This is a genomic window from Rhodopseudomonas sp. (genome assembly GCF_048594845.1).
Taxonomy (GTDB): domain Bacteria; phylum Pseudomonadota; class Alphaproteobacteria; order Rhizobiales; family Xanthobacteraceae; genus Rhodopseudomonas.
Window position 1 is genome coordinate 1 of the sequence record NZ_JBMDXE010000156.1, and the last position, 3848, is coordinate 3848.

Sequence of the window (3848 nt, forward strand, 5' to 3'; positions counted from 1 at the left end):
ACGCGTTGTACGCGGTCAGCACCATGTTGCGCGCCTCGGGCCAGGCGATCGTGCCGGTGGCGGCGAACGGCAGCGGCGCATTGCGGTCCCAGAAATCCAGCTCCTCGCGGCCGAACCATTTCGCCTTCAGGCGATAGTAGCGATGCGACAGGCGCGGATAGGCCTCGCGCACCGCGGCGACGAGGGCATCGACCACCTCGCGTTCGACGCGGTTGGCAAGGTGGCGGCTGTCGGCGATGTCCTTGAAACCGCGCCAGCGGTCGGAAATGTCCTTGTCCTTGGCGAGCGTGTTGGTGATCAGCGCGAAGGTTCGCTCATTGGCCTTGAAGGTCTTGGCCAACGCTTCAGCCGCCGTCTTGCGAGTCGCGGGTGTGCGATCCTGCAGCATGTTCAGCGTCGGCTCGATTGCCAGCTCCTTGGCCCCGACCTTGAAGCGCAGCGCCGAGATGGTCTGGTCGAACAGCCGGTTGAAGGCGCCGTAACCGGTCTGCGACTTCTCGTGAAACAGTTGCTCGACGCGGTCCTCGAGCTGATACGGCTTGTCCTTGCGCAAATCCTCGATCCATGGCCGGTAGTAGCCGAGCTCCGGCGTCTGCATCGCCTGCTCCAGCACCGCATCGTCGACGCGGTTGAGCTCGAGCGTGAAGAACAGCAGATGGATCGAGGCCGCGGTCAGCCGTTCGGAGACGTCGCCGTAGAATTTCGACTTCACCGGATCGACGCTGTCGCCGGCATGCACCAGCCCGGCGTAAGAGCCGAGGCGGCCGGCGAGATCCTCGATCGCCTCGTAGCGCTTCACCGCGCCGGCGAGCCAGGCGCCGCCGCCGTCCCTCGCGGTCTCCTCGGCGAGCTTGCCCTTGTAGTCGGCCTCGAACGAGGCGCAGTCGGCGTCGAGCTTGTCGAGATCGACGGCGACTTCCGGCGCATCGATCGCCGGATAGAGATCGGCCAGATTCCACTCCGGCAGCTTCGCCGCCTTCGGCGCTACTGGCGCCCTTGAAGGCTTGGCGGCGGCCTTGCCGGCCGGGAGCTTGCGGACAGCCGCCTTGCCGATGGTCTTCGCGGCCCCCTTGAGCGCCTTCTTGGTCGCGCCCGGCTTGGCGGCGCTCTTGGCCGCTGGCTTGGCTGCTGTTTTGGCGGAGGATTTTGCGGCAGGCTTGGCGACGCGGCGGGTGGCTGATTTCGACATGGAAACTTTCGTCAACGGCTTCAATGGCTTTGCAAAACGCTACTCGCGAAGACGTGGCCTTCGCAAGCGGCTCTTTCAAGGCGGGTTCCATCGAACCTGAGAACCGCGAACGCGATACCGTCCTGCGACAAGGCGGCGCGCCCTGCGGCGCTTGAACGCAGCCCGCGCGACCACTACGACTCACCACACCCATTCGTCCTGGACCGGGCCCCTCTGGCAGTTCGCCTGAACTGTGATGTCGGACTGGACGTTCACACAGAGAGGCCCCGATGAACGAACTGCTCGCCATTTTTACGCCCGACGGTCTTGCCGCGCTCGCCCAGGTCATCATGATCGACCTGGTGCTCGCCGGCGACAACGCCGTGGTGATCGGCCTCGCCGCCGCCGGCCTACCGAAAGAACAGCGCGGCAAGGCGATCCTGATCGGCATCATCGCCGCCACCGTGCTGCGTATCGCTTTCGCCAGCGTTACCGTACAGCTGCTGCAGATCCTCGGCCTGCTGCTGGCCGGCGGCGTTTTGCTGCTGTGGGTGTGCTGGAAGATGTGGCGCGAGCTGCGCACCGAGCATCCGAGCGACGAGGACATCGAGGCCGGCACCGCCGCGGCGCCGACCAAGACGCTGGGCCAGGCGGTGTGGCAGATCACGCTGGCCGACGTGTCGATGTCGCTCGACAACGTGCTCGCCGTCGCCGGCGCCGCGCGCGAACATCCGATCATCCTGGTGTTCGGCCTCGCCTTGTCGATCGCCCTGATGGGCCTCGCCGCCAGCTTCATCGCCCGGCTGCTGCACAAGCACCGCTGGATCGCCTATGTGGGCCTCGCCATCATCCTGTATGTGGCCGGCGACATGATCTATCGCGGCGCGCTGGAAGTCTGGCCGCACGCGTCGCCATTTTTGAAACTTTCATGAAGCATTAACGCTTTCGCGCCCATGGTGCACCAATTCGGGACAGTTGAGCCCGGACACATTTGGGTCTGTGAGCGTAGATGGTTGAGCGTGTTTTGATTGCGGACGACGATCCGGTGCAGCGCCGGCTCGTCGAGAACATGGTGCAGAAGTGCGGCTACGAAGCCGTTCTGGTCGACAGCGGCGATGCCGCGATCGCCCTGCTCACTGCGCCGGATGCGGCCGCGATCGATGCCGTGGTGCTCGACCTGGTGATGCCCGGCCTCGACGGCCTCGGCGTGCTCGGCAAGATCCGCGAGCTCGGCCTCAACGTGCCGGTGATCGTGCAGACCGCGCATGGCGGCATCGACAACGTGGTGTCGGCGATGCGCGCCGGCGCCCACGATTTCGTCGTCAAGCCGGTCGGCATCGAGCGGCTGCAGGTCAGCCTGCGCAACGCGCTGAATGCCAGCGCCATGAAGGGCGAGCTGCAGCGTATCCGGCACAGCCGCGATGGCGTGCTGACATTCTCCGACATCATCACCCGCAGCGATTCGATGGCTACGGTGCTGCGCGCCGCCGAGAAAGCGGCCGGCTCCTCGATCCCGGTGCTGATCGAAGGCGAGTCCGGCGTCGGCAAGGAGATGTTCGCCCGCGCCATCCACGGCTCAAGCGACCGCCGCGCCAAGCCGTTCGTCGCGGTGAACTGCGGCGCGATCCCCGACAATCTCGTCGAGTCGATCCTGTTCGGCCACGAGAAGGGTGCTTTCACCGGCGCCACCGACCGCCACATCGGCAAGTTCGTCGAAGCCTCCGGCGGCACGCTGTTCCTCGACGAAGTCAGCGAGTTGCCGCTGGCCGCACAGGTCAAGCTGCTGCGCGCGCTGCAGGAAGGCGCGGTCGAAGCCGTTGGCGGACGCAAGCCGCAGAAGGTCGATGTCCGCATCATCTCGGCCACCAATCGCCGGTTGCTCGACCGGGTCAAGGCCGGGCAATTCCGCGAAGACCTGTTCTATCGCCTGCACGTACTGCCGCTGACGGTGCCGCCGCTGCGCACGCGGCGCGAGGACATCGCACCGCTGCTGCGTCACTTCCTGGTGCGGTTCTGCGCCGAGGAAAATCGCAGCATCGGCGGCATCAGCGGCGAGGCGATGGCACGGCTCGCCCAGCTCGACTGGCCCGGCAATATCCGCCAGCTCGAAAACGCCGTGTACCGCGCCGTGGTGATGAGCGAGAGCGATCAGCTCGGCCTCGACGATTTCCCGCTCGCCAGCGCGCCGTCCACCGTTCCGACCGGCGAAGCCGACGGCGAGCCGCTGATCCTCGATCCGCCCACGTCGGCGCAATTCGTCGCAGCCAACGAAGTCCCGATCGCGCCGGTCTCGACGCACGGCCAGTTGCCGATGCTGAGCGGCAGCGACGTGAGACCGCTCGATGAGTTGGAAAGCGAGATCATCCGCTTCGCGATTTCGCATTATCGCGGCCAGATGTCGGAAGTTGCGCGGCGCCTGAAGATTGGCCGCTCGACGCTGTACCGAAAGCTCGACGAGATGGAAGCCGCTCGCGCGGCGCAGGCGTCTGCGGCGGCAGACACGCCCTGAGAGAATGTGGCGCGGCGGAGGCAAAGTTTCCTGCCGGAACATTTTGAACCGTTGCGGCGTAGTGACAGACAAAGCGGGCGACCCGTGGCAAAACCGCGTGCAGAGCGGCAAGGTTCTGTACGCCAAGGTGTACGTGGTCAGTTTGTCGTGAATCTACCTGACCGGCGCTGG

3 protein-coding genes are annotated in these 3848 nt (G+C 65.7%); 2 read left to right on the plus strand and 1 reads right to left on the minus strand.

Annotated elements, in window-relative coordinates; translation table 11 throughout:
* Positions 1–1189 (minus strand): M3 family oligoendopeptidase (locus ACOJTD_RS09590; RefSeq protein WP_420132693.1); only part of this gene is annotated, 1189 nt, incomplete at its 3' end.
* 269 nt (positions 1190–1458) lie between these two features.
* Between ACOJTD_RS09590 and ACOJTD_RS09595 the strand changes: the two genes are divergently transcribed.
* Together ACOJTD_RS09595 and ACOJTD_RS09600 are read left to right on the plus strand one after the other, a co-directional pair.
* Positions 1459–2100: a TerC family protein gene (locus tag ACOJTD_RS09595; RefSeq protein WP_420132694.1), complete on the plus strand. Its 642-nt coding sequence runs from the start codon at positions 1459–1461 to the stop codon at positions 2098–2100.
* A 77-nt stretch (positions 2101–2177) separates the two neighbouring features.
* A complete protein-coding gene (locus tag ACOJTD_RS09600) occupies positions 2178–3677 on the plus strand; it encodes a sigma-54-dependent transcriptional regulator (protein ID WP_420132695.1) in 1500 nt (499 codons plus the stop codon).
* The last annotated feature ends 171 nt before the right edge of the window (positions 3678–3848 follow it).